13 protein-coding genes are annotated in these 16,226 nt (G+C 54.2%); 11 read left to right on the forward strand and 2 right to left on the reverse strand.

Features of this window, described 5'->3' with window-relative positions; translation table 11 throughout:
* The first annotated feature begins 103 nt into the window (after nucleotides 1-103).
* A complete protein-coding gene (locus K5R33_RS17885) occupies nucleotides 104-715 on the forward strand; it encodes a tyrosine-type recombinase/integrase (RefSeq protein WP_255576510.1) in 612 nt (203 codons plus the stop codon).
* On the opposite strand, the gene K5R33_RS17890 is transcribed toward K5R33_RS17885, so the two are convergent.
* On the reverse strand, nucleotides 712-2,037 hold the full coding sequence (locus K5R33_RS17890; protein ID WP_255588520.1) for a relaxase/mobilization nuclease domain-containing protein: 1,326 nt from the start codon (nucleotides 2,035-2,037) through the stop codon (nucleotides 712-714). The genes K5R33_RS17885 and K5R33_RS17890 overlap by 4 nt on opposite strands.
* Nucleotides 2,034-2,408 carry a hypothetical protein gene (locus K5R33_RS17895; protein WP_255576508.1) on the reverse strand — a complete coding sequence of 125 codons (375 nt, stop codon included), beginning with the start codon at nucleotides 2,406-2,408 and terminating at the stop codon, nucleotides 2,034-2,036. Before K5R33_RS17895 ends, K5R33_RS17890 begins: the two co-directional genes overlap by 4 nt.
* 1,000 nt (nucleotides 2,409-3,408) lie before the next feature.
* On the opposite strand from K5R33_RS17895, the gene K5R33_RS17900 reads away from it, so the two are divergent.
* The 10 genes from K5R33_RS17900 (at nucleotide 3,409) to K5R33_RS17945 (ending at nucleotide 16,074) form a co-directional block, all read left to right on the forward strand.
* Nucleotides 3,409-4,086 carry a helix-turn-helix domain-containing protein gene (locus tag K5R33_RS17900; protein ID WP_220750452.1) on the forward strand — a complete coding sequence of 226 codons (678 nt, stop codon included), beginning with the start codon at nucleotides 3,409-3,411 and terminating at the stop codon, nucleotides 4,084-4,086.
* 12 nt (nucleotides 4,087-4,098) lie between these two features.
* Nucleotides 4,099-5,577 (forward strand): type IV secretion system DNA-binding domain-containing protein, encoded by a 1,479-nt coding sequence (locus K5R33_RS17905; RefSeq protein WP_220750453.1) that lies wholly within the window; start codon nucleotides 4,099-4,101, stop codon nucleotides 5,575-5,577.
* 88 nt (nucleotides 5,578-5,665) lie between these two features.
* A complete protein-coding gene (locus K5R33_RS17910) occupies nucleotides 5,666-6,028 on the forward strand; it encodes a plasmid mobilization protein (protein WP_220750454.1) in 363 nt (120 codons plus the stop codon).
* Entirely contained in the window at nucleotides 6,025-6,522 is a 498-nt protein-coding gene (locus K5R33_RS17915; protein WP_220750455.1) for a relaxase/mobilization nuclease domain-containing protein, read from the forward strand. The genes K5R33_RS17910 and K5R33_RS17915 overlap by 4 nt, the downstream gene beginning before the upstream one ends.
* Nucleotides 6,523-6,597: 75 nt before the next feature.
* Nucleotides 6,598-7,455 carry a hypothetical protein gene (locus tag K5R33_RS17920; protein ID WP_220750456.1) on the forward strand — a complete coding sequence of 286 codons (858 nt, stop codon included), beginning with the start codon at nucleotides 6,598-6,600 and terminating at the stop codon, nucleotides 7,453-7,455.
* 312 nt (nucleotides 7,456-7,767) lie between these two features.
* Nucleotides 7,768-8,088, forward strand: a complete 321-nt coding sequence (locus K5R33_RS17925) for a hypothetical protein (RefSeq protein WP_220750457.1) — start codon at nucleotides 7,768-7,770, stop codon at nucleotides 8,086-8,088.
* A 78-nt stretch (nucleotides 8,089-8,166) separates the two neighbouring features.
* Complete coding sequence (locus K5R33_RS17930) at nucleotides 8,167-9,021, forward strand: pentapeptide repeat-containing protein (protein WP_220750458.1); 855 nt, start codon at nucleotides 8,167-8,169, stop codon at nucleotides 9,019-9,021.
* Nucleotides 9,022-9,354: 333 nt separating this feature from the next.
* Nucleotides 9,355-11,490 (forward strand): site-specific DNA-methyltransferase, encoded by a 2,136-nt coding sequence (locus tag K5R33_RS17935; protein WP_220750459.1) that lies wholly within the window; start codon nucleotides 9,355-9,357, stop codon nucleotides 11,488-11,490.
* Nucleotides 11,491-11,493: 3 nt separating this feature from the next.
* The gene (locus tag K5R33_RS17940) at nucleotides 11,494-14,097 is read left to right on the forward strand and encodes a DEAD/DEAH box helicase (RefSeq protein WP_220750460.1); all 2,604 of its coding nucleotides are present in this window, start codon (nucleotides 11,494-11,496) and stop codon (nucleotides 14,095-14,097) included.
* Between the two features lie 111 nt (nucleotides 14,098-14,208).
* Nucleotides 14,209-16,074, forward strand: a complete 1,866-nt coding sequence (locus tag K5R33_RS17945; protein ID WP_220750461.1) for an ATP-binding protein — start codon at nucleotides 14,209-14,211, stop codon at nucleotides 16,072-16,074.
* The last annotated feature ends 152 nt before the right edge of the window (nucleotides 16,075-16,226 follow it).

Genomic DNA, 16,226 nt, shown 5'->3' on the forward strand with positions numbered 1-16,226 from the left:
TTTGTCATAGTATGCCAAGTTTTAAGTAGGACTTGGCTTTAATGTGCGTTTGATTTAACGTCGTGATCCCAGATACTTATCAATTCTGAAGACAAAGCCATCCGTGAAGCCACGTAAAACACAAGCACCAGACAACCGCCCGAAGAAGGGATCGTCGATCAAGGTCGAACCGATCCGTGATCTTGATGCGATCAAGCGGATCAAGGCACAGCTTGCAACCAAACCGCGTGATCTTTGCTTGTTCACCTTTGGCATCAACACGGCCTATCGTGCCGGAGAAATCCTTTCTCTGAACGTTGGACAGGTGAAGCACCTTGCTGTCGGTGACAGGCTGGAACTTAAACAGTCAAAGTCGGGCAAATACCGAGCGATCACGCTGAACAGGATGGTGGTCGATGCCATCGCCGACTGGCTAGCTGTCCATCCCAAACCATCCGGCCATGCGCCTTTGTTTATCTCGCCAAAATCTGGCAAAGCGTTGACTGTTTCATCCGTCCACAAGCTGGTAAAAGGCTGGTGTCGTGATGCTGGACTTCATGGCAATTACGGCTCGCACACCATGCGCAAGACATGGGGTTATCATCAACGCGTCCAGATGAACCAGCCCGTGGCGCTTCTGATGGCAGCGTTCGGACACGCCACCCAAGCCCAGACGCTCGATTATCTCTGCATCCAAGAAACCGAGATACAGGACTTATACGGGCTGGAGCTTTAGAGCGACAGATCAGGACCGCGATACCTATCCCGTTCATATCCTTTGCGCATTGCCTTGAATGCCTTCGTCGGGTTGTTTGGCACCGGCCCGTTGAAGCGGGTTTTCCTATCGCCAAAACTCTTCAAATATCTCCCAACGTCCCGCGCGAGCGATGCACGTTCTTGGGTGTGCTGGTTCCGCAAGCGCCTGAATTTATGTTGTAAAGCCAGCCTTTCTCGCATCTGCGCTTCCACCAGCACATGCCGCTGGTGTTGATCGCGCTTCAAACAGAAATACGCTTCTTGCTCATTCTCCCTTCGGGTTTGGCGCGTTTTGCCGCTGATCCAATCGAAAACGCCTTTCAGCCCTCCGTTCAATCGCGCTTGACGCGCTTGGGTTTCCTCAACCCAACGCCTTTCTTGCGCCTGCTTGAGGGCTGCGCGTTCCGCTCTGTGTGCTGACACCATTCGGACCTTTTCGGTGTTCAAAGGTAAGAGTTCCGCCTGTTGCGACTTGCGCGTATCGGCGATGAAGGTTTGCAGCGTTTGTTTTGCCTCCCCCAAAACACGTGTCCGAACATCACCAACGTCGGGTAGTTCGTCAGGGGCACCCAAACGGGTTTTGATATCTTTGCTCGTTACACCCGACCATCGGGACAGACTGTAGACCTGACCATGGACATCGAGAACGACGAAGCCGCGCCGATCACCGCGCGCCAGAAATAGCCCCCGATCTTCGAGCGCATGGATAAAGCCTGTTTTGCTGTCAGACCGTTCCCAGCATTCTCGGATGCTTTGTTTGATCTCACGAGGATCAACGCCGAGACGCTTCGCTTGCTGCCATTCTGAGAGGGAGAAGTTCAAAGGGTTGCGCCCCCCATAGGCTTGCAACCCTTTGGGCAGCTCCCACCCATGATCGAGGAAGAGCTTTTTTGATAAGCTCATCAGCTTGCGTTTGTCGTGTGAGATTGGAATGGCCTTGAGCCTATCGGCGTCGATCCGGCTCCACACGACATGGGCATGCCGTCGGCCTTCTTTCTCGTGGATGACGATAGCGCGTGGTTGATCGCTAAGGCCCAATACTCTTTCTGCCCGTTCAATCGCATCTATCAGCTCATCCTCATTCGCAATATGATGAGGGGGAGGATTGATGCTCAGAGAATACAGGTACTTCTCGCATTGCGTTGCCTTTGAGATGACATGCACTTCGTCAAGCGCATCGTGCAATGTCTCGCCAACAAAGCCGCGCGTCTCCAACAGGATCACATGATCGTTGTCCTGATCATTCATCAGATGGTTTGCCAAGGCCCACCCACCAGCTCGCTGAGACCCTTTCAAAATCATGCTGGCTTTTCCGTTTTGCGGCGAGACCCGAGCGCTTCCATCAAAGTTGTGCGCATCCAAGCGACGTCCAAACATGCCTGATTGAGATCACGCGCGAGTTGATCGTCCAGCGCGAGTGTTCCCTGATGCAGAGCTTTGGCAATCTGGTTGAGATTGCTGGCCGACCGAGATTGCCCGAGACGTGCAAGGATTTGTGCCAGAAGCATTTGATCAGCTTGAGGCAGAGGGCGCGTCTTGCGCAACCGCTCCGCATTTTCGTCCAAAACTACGGCTTTGATGTAGGTCGCCAACGGACGACCACCGGCCTTGTCTTCAAGGCACCGCCGTTCATCTTCAGTAAGACGGATTGAGAAAGGAGCCAACCGCGTCATGGCCTTGGCTCCAAGGGCTTAGGTGCACGGATCGCACCACGAACTGGCTCACGTCTTAGCCGTGCAGCAAGGGCAGGATCAGCCCTCAGACAGGCTTCCAAATCCTCCAATGCAGCGATCAATTCGTCGGGGTTTTCGTGTTCTAGGTTTTGGAGCGTACTTGCACCATTTTCAGCCATTGATTTTGCTAGGGTGTTGGCGATACGCACTTTTCTCGCGCCGCATCTGTGAACAAGGCGTGTGAACATGACAGTGTTGCGGATGGGTTCTCCAACGAAAGACCCCAGAACGGGAATCCTCCAACTCAACGTTCGCGTTCCTGCGGATATGAAGCGGCTGAGCGGTCGCCGCGTGTCCTTGCCAGTGGGTGACGAACGATCCGCCGTGAAAATCGGGAAACAGGTGGTCAAGACGTCGCTCGGCACCCGCGACCCGTCAGATCGCATCGTGTACAAGGCCGACAGTCCAAAAGACGCTTGGAAGATACACGCGGAAAAGCGGCCACGTGGCCACGTCGCGCGAGGCTCCGCCGCGACCAAGTGGCAAATGACACGAATTGGTCGCTTTGTTAGGCCGCTGCCTTGATCGAGCACTAAGCCGCCGTTTCGCCTGCTGAGAGCGCGGAAGTCCTCGACTTACTGAAGCGCGAAAAGCAGCCCCGCGAGGGAAAAACCGTAAACGACCCCGATGGGCAAAGAGAGGAGAGAGATAAGTGCTTGAAAATATTGGAGGCGAGTACCGGAATCGAACCGGTGTAAACGCATTTGCAATCCGCATGGGCGGAGTGTTTTTCAAAGGCTTTTCTGTAAACGGACCCCGTTTGTTCACGACGGGAAATCAACAGCTTGCGAGGAAACGGTAAACGGTTTCCGGGCTATTGCAAGCCCCAAAAAAGGAAAAACCGTCGAGGGGGCGGCCACCCACCTCAACGGCTTTGGTCTTCAATCTACATCAGCTTTCTACTCGTTCGCGGCCCTCAACGCAATCGCGGGAGGTGCAAATGTCTAGGCTCAACCGCTTCGAATGGCAGAAGGCTGTTCTGCAAGTCAGAAACCTGAATTCAACCGCCAAGCTTGTCGCCTCTGCCCTGTCTGTCCAGTTCGCCAACGAAGAAACCGGCCAGCTTAGTCCTGGTTTGGCGACCTTGATGGAGTTTCTTGGTCTGCCGCTATCAACCCTGAAACGCGCCATAAGGCAGTTGATTGATGCGGGCTGGTTGTCACGCAGTGAAGGGCGCGGTGCGGGAAACTACACGTACTACAAGCTCTTGGCACCGTGCAAGATCGTTCCGTTTCGCCCCAAGAAAAAGGGTTCACAGGTGGCTCAGAAAGGGTCCACTTATGAGCTTTCCTATAAAGAACAATCAAAAGAACAAGAGGCGCGGCCTTCGCCGTTGCCGGACTTGCCCCATGAAGGGCAGCCCGGCGAAACCTTGCGGTTTGTGCCAGGCGGCGGGGGGTACTTCGAGCGCGAATGGGACGACGCGCTGCGGTCTTACGGCTTGTCTTCGCTGCACAGGGCGCTGCCTCAAGCCATCAAAGATGGACAGAAGGGCTACCTTCTACCTGACCGCTGTCCGGCAAGGCGAGGAAGCTCTCTAAGGGACCAGCAAATCCTGTTCGTCAAACAACTGATGGAAGCGCATCGCAATGCTTCTGAACTCGCTGTCGCGGCTTGAGGAGGGCAGACGATGATTACCAGAGAAGATGATGTTGCAGCCCGCCGTGCAGGGCTTGAAGCGCAAGCACATTTTCGAAAGTCGATGTTCAAGTTTGGGGTTATGCCGTTTGCAGGTCTTGCCGGTTTAGGCCTTTTGATGGGGCTAACCGGTGCCAATGACTATAGCGGCTGGCCGGGAGTGTTTCTCATAGCGCTTGGCGTTGTGTTTGGCGGGATCGCCGGGCTGATCTGCCTGACTGCAAGCCCAGGACGGCCTGCCACCCAACGTCGCCACAAGGGCGGTGCACAGGTCAGCCGAATGGACACGCACACGAAAGCCGAAGGGGTTCCCCTTGGCAACGTGCGCCTCCCAGAGCATTTGGAATCGTTGCACATGCTGATCGAAGGGGCGACGGGTACAGGTAAAACCCAGTTACTCAAGAATATGGTGGCCCACCTTAGAGCGCGCGGCGATACCGTCGTTGTGGTCGATACCAACTACGACATGTGGACCGCCTTTAATCAGCCTGACGATGTGATCTTGTCCCCGTTTGATCCCGCGTTCCCGGGTTGGTTGCCAATGAACGAAGTGCGCGCGCCTTCGGATTGGTCAGCGCTCGCTCAGTCGTTCATCGGGGATGGCGTGGGCGAAGCGGCGCAATGGCATCAGATGGCCAAGGCGATGTTCTCTGCGACCGCGCGAGGATACCAGCGCATAGTTGAAGACGCCGGTGACACCTTCGATCACTCTGAGCTCTTCCATCTGTTGACGGGCGCGGAGGCCGAAGCCTTGGCTCCGTTCATTCATGGAACGGCGGCAGCATCACTTGGGATCAATGACAAGGCGCTGAATAACGTTAGGATGACGTACTTTGAGACGCTCAAATTCTGGGAGCATCTGCGACCAGGCGGCTTCTCTGTCCGCGAATGGGTAGAGCGGGGCAAGGATCGACAGTCGATCTTCATCCCGTACCGGAAGCGGGAACTGCCCGAGGCAAAGAATCTCATTTCCTGCTGGCTAGATCAAATCATCACCACCGCCTGCGATCTTGGAGAAGACCGCGACAATCGGGTCTGGATTATCATTGATGAGCTTTCAGGCCTAGGCGAAATCCCGTCGCTGAAAACTGCGGTCACGGAGCTGCGGAAGACTGGTTTCCGCGTTGTCGCGGGCATCCAGAACTTTGAACAAGTCGAACTGTTATATGGCCGAAATGGTGCCATCACGATCACCAACAGTCTCTCGAACAAGGTCATCCTACGGGCCACGGATACGACCTCTGCAGAGCGCCAATCCAAGCTCATTGGCGATGCGCGCTACCAGGTCATGTCGCTTGGCCAATCTTCCGGTGCCGATGGAAAACGTTCGACAACGCAGTCTGTCAAAGAGGGAGTCGTGCGTGTTGTTCTGGCTTCTGAGATCACGGCGCTGCCAACCCTCCAAGGCTTCGTCAAACTCGCAGGAGAGGACACGACCTACCTGACACCAATACCGGTCTATCAGCCATGACCGATTTCGGGTTTAGGGTAGCAAGCATAGTTTTTGTAAACAAAAACGCTTGTCGCTGCGCGACGCGGGCCACGTCCAGAGGCCGGGCATGAGTGATTTGGGTGAGCCAATCGGACGCCCGAAGGCCGCGCCGGGAGAGGGCCGTGTGGCGGTGGTTGGTATCCGGCTGACCACCTTTGAGCGGGCTGGCGAGGAAGCCAAGGCTGCGCAGTCTGGACTGTCGCTATCTGACTATTGCCGCCGCGCGATCTTGGGCCATCGGGTCACCGCATCGACCGAACCGCAGCAGGTCAATACCGAGGCGTTGGTGGAGTTGAACCGCGTCGGTGTGAACCTCAACCAGATCGCCCGTGTTGCCAATCGAGGCGAGCCGCTGCCCCGGTCATTCCCGGAAACGCTCAGCGCTGTGCTGGCGGCCATAGAACGCTTAGCATTGGGGCACGATCCATGAATTGCAGCTTTGCGGATCATGCCCCCGGCATGAGCTTCAAGGGGGCGATGGACTACTACTTGCATGACCGCAAAGAGCCCGGCGAAACGGAGCATCGAACAAGCTCGGATCGGGTTGAATGGACCTCCACGCGAAACCTTGCGACGGATCGAACCGAAGTCGCGACGGCGATCATGATTTCGACAGCGAAGGACGCCAACCGCCTGAAGCAGCAGGCAGGAGTGAAGGCGACTGGGCGCAAGGCCAAGACGCCGGTGAAGACCTTCGCCCTGTCATGGCATCCCGATGAGGCTGCATCGCTCGACCGGGCCGAGATGGAACGAGCGGCCAATGAAGCTCTCAAGGCCATCGGCATGGAGAAGCATCAAGCGATCATCATCTGCCACAACGACACGCGCCATCCACACGTCCATGTCGTGGTGAACCGGGTAAATCCAGAAAACGGCAAACTGGCAAAGTGCGGCCCGAACGAAAACCGCGCCTTGGACCGTTGAGCCTACGAATATGAGCGCGACCGTGGCAATATCGTCAGTCCCAACCGCGCCGAAAAGCACGAGCGGCAGGACCGCATGAAGAAGCGGTACAACGCGGACGAGCGAAGAAACCATGTCCGGCGGCAGAAGTCTGAGAATACGCGATCCAATGCGCGCCAAGACCTTCGCAACCGGTCAAAGGAGCTGAGCGCGAAGCACAAACGGGAATGGGCTGATCTGAGTGCCAGATATCAAGCACGGAAGGGGTATCTGCGCGACCGATGGAAGGCGCGGATACGGAACGAGCGGAAGGTCTACAACGCGGCAAACAAAGGCCTGTGGAAGCAGTACGGCCGAGACAAGTGGCGGCGGAAGCGTGATTTCGACAAGCTCGACAGCACGTTCTACAGACGGTTGTCGCTGTCGATCCAGGCCGCGCGGCTGCAACGCACTTCAGGCGATCCTGCATTCAAGGATATCGGGTTGGCTAAGCTCACTTGGGTAAATCTCCAAAACGCACGGCTGCGAAACGCGACGATCCTTGGCCTTGAGAAGCAACACTTGGCCAACTTCAAGGATTGGTACGACCGCCCTTTGCGCCGACGCCTCGACAGGTTGAGTGCGGCGCGGGCGCAGGACCACCGCGATCTTTATTCCCGGTTCCAGGGTGAACGCGCAGAGCTCATCACGCGGCAGAAAGTGGAGCGCGAAGAGCTTCAATCGCAGTGGCGAAGCACCGAGCGCAGGAATGATCGAGGTGTGAGGCGGGAGACCAGAGCCGCCAGTGACGGGGCTGCCCGATCTTTGCAAACACTCAGAACTGGAATGGAGGGAAGAAAAATGAACAATGACGTCCAAAGCGCTGAAAACAAGTCGAAACCGGTTGCTCGGCCAACACTGTCAAACGGCCCGACGGCGAAGATGCAGGCGGAGCAACTGGATAGCCAGTTATAGGAGAGAAATGCCAAGTTTCGGGAAGCAAACCGCAAGCAGGGTGAGCAGGACAGAAACGCGGCCAAGGCGCATTTGGAACAAAGAGTGGATGCACAAGCCAAGGCTCACAGTCGGGCAGCCCAAGCCGCACAAAAGGCGCGACAGCAACATGCGAAGAAGAAGGCGGCAGCCAAGGACCGGGGCGTAGTCGAGAAGCGTTCGCTGCAGGATAAATCCTTGGCACAATCTAAGGCCAAGGATGCACTTGCGGGTCTGCGATCCCCGAGGTCTTCTGTGGCAATAGGGAAAACACAAGATCGGGAACGTTGAGCGATGGCCGATAAAATTTGCGAAACCGAAGGCAAAACCGCGGAAGCTAACCACATGGAACGATGGCCGGACCGTCCGGGCTGGGACGTGCTTGCCAATACTATTGAAACGCTGGCCAAGGCATGTGGCGGCAGCGCGCAATGCCATAAGAAATACGAGTACTTGAGCGTCAGTTTAGAAACAGGCGGGATGCCTAAAGCTCAAGTCAATGCTCTTCGGGCCTTGGCAGAGCTTGTCGAGCAGGTTAGCGATACCAAAGAGCATGGCGATCAGTCTACGGTGCATTGGGCTAGAAAAGTACTCGCAGAGGTTTCTAACAAGTAGCCATGGAGACTCAACTTCTTCAACGCGTGACATTTTTGGTTGTCGATAGATGTAAGAATTTTTTAAGGATCGGAGTTGATGATGTGGAGTAGTTGGCGAACTGCCATTGTCGCCTATGTCAAACTTAAAATTTCTAATCTCTCATCGCGGGTCGTGGCCTTTGAGGCAAACCCTTTTACACGACTTCTAGCTATCTTAGCCATTTTCGCATTTCCGCTCCAATTTTTTTTGGATTGGAGCGGGCGTCAGGATCAGCGGGAAATTGCAGCTTGGGATTTGCTAACGACTCAGGCCCTGGGCAACTCTGGCAAAATTGAGGCAATTGAGTATTTGGTTTCAGCTGGGGTGAACCTCACCGGCATCGACCTGTCTTGCAATCCAATGCAAGGCATATCACCGGACTTGAAGTGCGAAGGTGGCGTATATCTTCAGGGTTTGAACCTTTCACGGACTGACGCAGTATTCACCGACGCCAACTTTGGCGAAGCTGATCTGAGAGATGCAGGCCTTATGGGCTTGGACGCGTTTGGAGCTGATTTCTCGGATACCGTACTTTGGCGAGCCGACTTTGCGAACGCTCGATTGCATCGCGCTGTCTTCGATGAAGCTACTATTAATGAGGTTTCTTTCAGAGGTGCTGATCTCAGTTCTGCAAGCTTTGAATGCGTTCAATTCGCGCCAATAGCAGCTGCCCTGAATAGAGCATTTTTTGATGCGGCTAGTATCTCAGCGGCAGACTTTGCGGGCTCTGATTTCAGTGTCCTGAATGCTTTCTTTGTTTCCGGGTTTGAGCCTTTTGGGTTGGTTCTCTGGCAGCAAACTAGCCACCGAATATATGAGTGCAGGGCAGAGCCGCCTTTTCCCTATGAAATGAGCGTCATTGAGCAAGGTTGTACGCTGCAGGAAGGTTTTTCGAGCCCAGAACAGCCTTAAGGATCAGCTGAGATTGCAGATCGAACTGGCAGGATTGTTTCTTGGCACAATGGTTTAGGGGGCCGCACAGCCATTCCGATATTGTCCGATTGGGACAAGATTTTCTCTTGATCCACAAATGCAAACCGGCAAGCCTCTTCGCAAGCCTTCCGCTTTCCATCCATTTCGGACCTAGAAACTCAGGCTTCGAGGTGCGAAGCTTGTAGAAACCTGGAAAAACACGCTGATTCAATCGTTAACGGACATCGGCAATTTCGCCGCAAGAGCAAAAAAAATGAACTGTAGCAGTCAAAATCGAACTTCGAATGAGCCCTCACCAAAGGATCGGTCCACATGTCGCGTCTGACTGATCTAATCGCCCAGGCGAAATCCAAAGACGCCGATCTCGGGCGGGAACTTGAGCGAGAGTTCAAGGCGCTGACGAATCGTCGTGCCTTTGGGCTCAACTTCGAACGCCATCGGCCCGAGAGTGTTGAGCTTCCGGGTAGGCCGGTACGCAAAGGCGACAAGGTGCGCGTGCTCCCCCCGCGCGGTGAGACGAAGAAGGGTGATCAACGGCTTTGGAAGGTGCGCAGCCTGTCTGGCAGAGGGGCGGAGCGCATGGCGCAGTTGGAGCTGATCGGTGCGGCGGAGCCTGAGACGCAAGACGTTGCGGTTGCAGACTTGATCGTGATCGCCGAGTTTCGCGATTACATCTATCCAGGGCTCGTCAGCACTGGAAAGGTCGAGCGCGGCGGCGACAAGCCCTATCATACAGTGATCAACGGCGAGAACTTCCACGCCCTGGAGGCGCTCACCTTCACCCATCGTGGCAAAGTTGACGCGATATATATTGACCCCCCATACAATTCTGGCGCGAGGGATTGGAAGTACAACAATAACTACGTCGAAGGCGACGATATCTATCGTCATTCAAAGTGGCTTGCCATGATGGAGCGGCGGCTGTTGGTTGCTAGGCAACTACTCAACCCAAACGACTCCGCATTGATTGTTACAATCGACGAGAAGGAATACCTTCGTCTCGGTCTTTTGTTGGAGCAGACTTTTCCAGAAGCCCGAATTCAGATGGTTTCTTCGGTCATCAACCGTAAGGGTGTTGCAAGAGCCAAGGGGTTCTCGAGAGTTGATGAATACTTGTTCTTTGTTGCACTCGGAGATGCAGGGGTTCAGCCCGCGCCATTGGATGTTCTTGGTCTCGGTGTAGGCATCACAAAAGAAAGACTGCCCGATATTTGGAACCCAGTAATGCGAAGGGGCAGTAACGCAGAAAGAACCCATTCTGAGGGGTGCTTTTTTCCGATCTACATCGACGAAGAAAATCAGCGCATCGTGGAGATCGGTGAAGCTCTTGGTTCGGGTAGAAGCCGACGCGAAGCCCCTGTGAAGCAGGGTCTTTTTGCATCTTGGCCAATACGACGGAATGGAGACGAAGGCGTTTGGCAAATGACCCCTGAGAACCTTCGCAAGCGAATGGCTGACGGCTTTGTGAAACTGGGTAGGAAAAACCCACAGACGGGCATGTGGACCGTCAACTATCTGATCACGAAAGACATAAAGCGCGTGGAAGAGGGAGAAATCGTTTCTTCCGGACGCGACGAAAATGGTGCTCATATTCTTAGCTATCCAGATATGGCCAATCGCCCCCGAGTTCCCAAGACGATCTGGAATGTTGGCTCTCACGATGCAACAGAACACGGTAAGACGTTCCTACTGAATTTTCTTGGGCGAGAATTTCCGTTTCCCAAATCCCTGTATGCCGTTGAAGATGCACTTCGTTTCTTCGTTTCAAAGAAGCCAAATGCGACGGTCCTTGATTTCTTTTCTGGTTCTGGAACCACGGCTCATGCGGTTATGCGTCTGAACAAGCAAGACGGCGGACGGAGACAGTGCATCTCAGTCACCAACAACGAAGTAAGCGCCACCGAGTTGTCGAAACTTAGGAAAGATGGACTTAGACCGGGTGATGCGGACTGGGAAAAGTGGGGTATTTGCGACTACATAACAAAACCGCGCATCGAGGCAGCAATCACCGGGAAAACTCCCGAGAACAAACCGATCAAGGGCGACTACAAGTTCACCGATGAGTTTCCCATAGCCGAAGGTTTTGACGAGAACGCTGAGTTCTTAACCCTCACCTACGAAACCCCTATCGCGGTCAGCCACAACCGCGCATTCGCACGTATCGCTCCACTCTTATGGATGCGGGCTGGTAGCGAAGGGCGGCGGATCGACGCTGAACCGGCAGAAGGTTGGGAGGTGGCCGATACATATGGCCTTCTCACCAATCTCGATCGAGCGGGGCCTTTCTGCAGCGAAATTGCCGCCAAGAACGGAATCCGCATCGCTTACATTGTCACCAACGACGAGCGGCGCTTTCAGGCAATCACGCGGGAATTGCCAAAAGGTGTCGAGCCGGTGCGTCTTTACGAATCCTACTTGACCAATTTCCGCTTCGCGATGGGGCGCTAAGACATGAAATTTACGCTCAAAGACTACCAAACCGAAGCCGTCGCCGAGGTGCTTCGCAACATGAAAGATGCGCGGTTCTTCTGGCAGGATCGGAAGATGAAAACCGCGTTTTCTCTAGCCGCGACGACCGGCTCCGGTAAGACCGTGATGGCAGCCGCCGTGTTCGAAGCGCTGCTATTTGGCAACGACGAATTGGAGTTTGAGCCGGACCCCGGCGCAGTTGTTATTTGGTTTAGCGATGATCCTTCACTCAACACACAATCCAAGTGGCGTTTGCAGGAAGCGTCTGACAAGCTGACGATCTCCGACCTGGTAACAGTCGAGAACACCTTTAATCGTGAGACGTTGGAGGCCGGGAAGATCTACTTCCTGAACACCCAAAAACTGTCCAAAACGAGCCTTTTGACGCGCGGCCATGACCAAGATGACGAAAGCCTAGAAACGGCGGACGGACAGAAGATAATGCCTGACATGCGGGCCTTCACCATCTGGGACACGATCCGCAACACCATCGATGATCCTGATTTGACACTCTACTTAGTGCTGGACGAAGCACACCGTGGCATGAAGCCCGACGGCAGTATGTCTGCGGCCTCTGGCAGGCAGACCATCGTAAAGCAGCTTATCAACGGGTCAGGCGGGACGCCTGCCATTCCCATTGTCTGGGGGGTCTCCGCTACCGTGGATCGCTTCAATAAGGCTTTGGAAGGGATGCAAGGGCGAACAACGCTGCCGCATGTCCAGGTGGATGCCGGGCTTGTCCAAGCATCGGGACTTCTGAAGGACACGATCACAATGGACGTGCCCGATGAAGCCGGGGATTTCGAAACCGTCCTTCTGCGTCGCGGGGCCGACAAGCTTCGCGAGATAAGCGAGGCTTGGGCGACCTATGCCGATGAGCAGGGAGATGGAAGCGAGGTTGAGCCGCTCATGGTCCTGCAGGTGCCGGATGCGCCAGACAAGATGGATATCGCGAAATGGCTCGACGTAATCCTCGAACGCTATCCCGAGCTGCCAGAAGAAAGTATTGCAAATGTGTTCGGCGAACACAAAACCGAGACCTTTGGGCAGCATACTGTCCCGTATATCGAGCCGCAGCGGGTGCAGCAGGACGATTGGGTGCGGATTCTAATCGCCAAGAACGCGATCAGCACCGGATGGGATTGCCCAAGGGCGGAAGTGATGGTTTCGCTGCGGGCCGCGTCAGACAAGACTCATATCACGCAGCTTTTGGGCCGGATGGTCCGCACACCACTTGCACGCCGGATATCAGGCAACGACCGTTTGAATGCCGTCGATTGTTTGCTGCCAAACTTCAACAAAGAAGCCGTTGAGGCGGTGGTCGATCAGTTGATGAAGGGTGGAGATGGTGGCGAGGAACTACCAGGTCGCCGTGTTCTGATTAATCCCAAAGAGATGGAGCCCAATCCGGCCATCGATGACGACGTGTTCGAAAAGCTGACATCGTTACCTTCACAGACCTTGCCGAAGAAACAAGCCCGGCCAGTCAAGCGTCTGACTGCTTTGGCCCATGAGCTGGCTATGGATGATCTTCTGCCAGATGCGGGTAGCAAAGCTCATGCTGCGATGCATGCGGTTCTTGACACAGCTCAACAGACATATGCTTCAAAAATCGCTGATGCACGTGCCGGTGTGATGACGGTCGAAGGGAAAACTCTTACGGCCGACACCGAGACCCAGAAGACAACATTCAATGACTTTGTCGAAGCTGCGGACTATGCCGTTATCGAAGATGCTTACAGGCGCGCAGGGCGAGCAATTAGCCCTGATCTTGCGACCAGCTACGCAGAACATCTTGCAGCGAGCATGGAGGATGAAGAGGACGAAGAGGAAGCTTTGATCGAAGCGCATACGATCATTGCCGCACTCGGATTAGTGCCGAAGATCAAAGACGATCTTGAAGCAGAGGCCGAGAAGTTGGCCCGGCAGTGGTTGGGTGAATACAAAGACGGGATCAAGGGGCTGACTGACGAGCGGCAAGAAGTATACCGCCAAATCCAAGAGATGAGCACTGATCCTCTTCCGGTTGAAATTGCACGCCCGCACATGTGGCTCCAGCCAACATCACTTCGTGAAAATGGTGTTGAGCGGGAGTTGGAGAGGTTTGAACGACATCTCCTCTGTGATGAGGAGGGAATGTTCCCGGAGTTCTTTAAGTCGTCTTGGGAGCCTGCTGTTTTGAAGGCTGAGTTGAGCCGTGAAGGAAATATCGGCTGGTATCGCAATCCAGGGCGCGCAAGCCAGGACTCTCTTGGGGTCGTTTATGAAGAAGCAGATGAGAACCGCATTGTGCGTCCCGATTTTATTTTCTTCTCACGCTCGGAAAGCGGAACTGTCGTTGCCGATCTGGTCGATCCGCACGGACACTACCTAGCAGACGCGCTTCCTAAGCTTAAAGGGCTCGCAGCTTATGCTGCAAACAATTCAAGGCTGTTCCGCCGGATTGAAGCAATCACGAAATTTACGAACCCGGACCGCTACAAGATGCTCGACCTTACTCGGGAAGAAGTCAGAACTGCGATTTTTGCGGGGACAAGTGCTGAAGGGCTCTATGCTGGCCAATCAGCGGACGATTACGAGGTATGAGCAATCAGACTTGAAGCTTTTAACACATATAGCAAAAGCTCAGAACTTTGATTTTTCTGGCGGTTAAGGCGAAGAATACTCGGCTAAAGCCGTACTTTTTGAGGTAGTACTTTGAAACTTGAGTCCTTTGAAATCCACGGCTTTCGTGGGTATCGCGAAAAACGAAAAGTGGCGTTTTCGAATTTGACGACATTCGTCGGCAAAAATGACGCGGGAAAATCCTCTTTGATGGATGCGATGGACCTGTTCTTTGATGCGGCGGCCAAGCTCGACAAGGACGATCTTTGTGTTTCGGAAGGTGTTGCGCAAGTCGAACTGGTTGCCGAGTTTACCGGCTTTCCCGAAGAAATCGTTTTGGATGCAACGTCCACGACCAGCCTTTCTGCTGAGAAGTTGTTGTACGTTCGAGATGGGTTGCCGCCTCTGTTACGTATCATAAAGCGCTATGCGGCGGGAAAAGCTGCGGAGGTTTTCATCCAGGCGATGGTTCCTGGGATCGACGGTGTCGGTCACCCCATTCTCTTGAAACAGGCTGACCTTCGCGCGCTTGGAAGAGATTTGGGATTGGAAGACGGTATTCCCGGTGCCGAACGGACCAAAAACCCGCCTTGGCGTGCCGCTATTTTTGAATATTTTGCAGCTGCTCCTGTCATTGAAGTCGAGGTGCCAATTACCAAGGACGACGCAAAGAAAATCTGGGATCAGATACGGCCGCACATCCCGTACTTTTGTCTGTTCAAGGTGGATCGCGCGAGCTCAGATCAAGATGATGAAGCGAAAAACCCGTTGGCCGCCGCAGCGAAGATCGCGATAGCTGAGCGTGAAGAAGAAATTGCCAAGATTGTCGAGGGTGTTGAAGAGCGAGCAACTGATTTGGTGATGCGAACGCTTGAAAAGCTCCAAGAGATGGCGCCTGAACTTGCGGTTGGCTTAAGTCCTGACATTGCAGGACATCCCAAGTGGGACGGCTTCAAGACGACCTTGAAGACAGAAGGGGGCATACCATTCAATAAGCGAGGTTCTGGAACGAAGCGCCTCGTACTGTTGAATTTTTTTCGTGCCGAGGCCGAACGGCGTTCGGAAGAGGACGGAAGAGGCATAATCTATGCGTTTGAAGAGCCTGAAAGCTCCCAACATCCTGAAAATCAGAGACTTTTGCTTGATAGCTTCAAAGGGCTTTCCGAAAGCGGAAATTCCCAAGTTGTTTTGACAACCCATTCGCCATTGGTGGCTCAGAACTTGCCTGTTGCGTCATTGAAGCTTGTTCGGAAGCAAGATGATGATCAGCTTCCGATCATCGATCAAGTGGTCGAAGGTGATCCCGATGCTGACGGGATCCTTGAGGCAATTGCCAACGAGTTAGGTGTTCTCCCAGATAGCCGTTTGGTCGCTCTCTTAATGGTCGAGGGGCCGAATGACGTAAACTTCTTTCGAAACATCTACGGTGCTGTTGCCGGAATTGACCCGGACGTAATCGACTTGGAGTCGTCGCAGAATATTGCAATCGTTCCCATGGGCGGTTCGGACCTAAAGCACTGGGTGTCCAAACAGTATTTGAAGGGCGCTGGTTGCGTTGAATATCACATCTATGACCGAGACTGTGGACCAGACGACGCCCCTAGCTATGGCGGATACGTAGATCAGGTAAACGATGCACAGGATGCCAATTCGGCTCGCCTTACTACTAAGCGAGAAACGGAAAATTATCTGCACCCGGCGGCGATCCAAGAGGCGCTAGACGTAGAGGTCGAAGTCACAGACTTTGCTGATGTTCCTAGCCTCGTCAGTGAAGCGAGCAAAAACACCCAACTAGCTCCTGATATGGGTGCAGGAACTGCAAAACGCCTTTTGAATGAGCGCGCGGCGAAGCAAATGAATGCGGACCGGTTACGGGAAGCCGATCAAGCAGACGAGGTTGTGGGGTGGTTTCGCGACATGACGCAAATCGTTAGGGAACGTTTGGCTGAACGAATGTAGAATGAGGCTGCTCAAATGTTTAAACGAAGAAAAGCTCCAATATTGGAAGGGCTTGAAGGAAAACCGGCGTGCCAAAACTGCAAATTTGGCGTATCAAACGAGGATGTTTGGCAGTGTCGGCGATACCCGCCTTCAGCCGTAAGGCGAGGCGG

The organism is Jannaschia pagri (assembly GCF_019655435.1).
Lineage (GTDB): Bacteria > Pseudomonadota > Alphaproteobacteria > Rhodobacterales > Rhodobacteraceae > Jannaschia > Jannaschia pagri.